At 69.8% G+C, this 524-nt stretch carries 1 protein-coding gene; it reads right to left on the bottom strand.

Annotated elements, in window-relative coordinates; genetic code table 11:
- On the bottom strand, positions 1 to 524 hold a 524-nt coding region (locus AABA78_RS38875; RefSeq protein WP_338270589.1), incomplete at both ends, for a hypothetical protein.

Here is a 524-nt window from a genome sequence, read left to right on the forward strand (position 1 = left end):
ACCTGCTTCACCATGCGGCCCCAGGCGTCGTAGCTGAACCAGGTGCGGCCGAAGGAGTCGTCCTGGTAGCGCAGGCGGCCCAGGGTGTTGGCCAGGGTGCCGCAGGAGGCGTCGGGGCTGGCGGAGGCGTCGTAGCCCTGCGCGTAGAGCGTCTCGGCGCCGCCGGAAACCAGCGGCGAGACGTGGGAGACGGAGAGCAGCCGCCCCATGGCGTCATATGCATACGCCAGGTGGTCGCGGACGTGGGCTGAGACCATGGCGGGCGTCTGCTTCACCAGGGTGTTGCCTTGGGCGTTGAACGCGAAGCGAGTCGCGCCCGCGGTGCTGCCGCCGCCGATGGCCGCGAGCGTCGCCTCCACGAGGTTGCCGAAGTCGTCGTACTGATAGCGGGAGGCATTGGCGGAAGGCGTCGCCGTCGCGCAGTTGGCGGTGGCGGCAAGGCCCATGTCCACGCTGATGACGTTGCCGTGCGCGTCGTGCTTGAAGCACGTGCGCGTCGTGGTGCTGCCCGTCGGGTGCTCGTC

The organism is Corallococcus caeni, assembly GCF_036245865.1.
Classification (GTDB): domain Bacteria; phylum Myxococcota; class Myxococcia; order Myxococcales; family Myxococcaceae; genus Corallococcus; species Corallococcus caeni.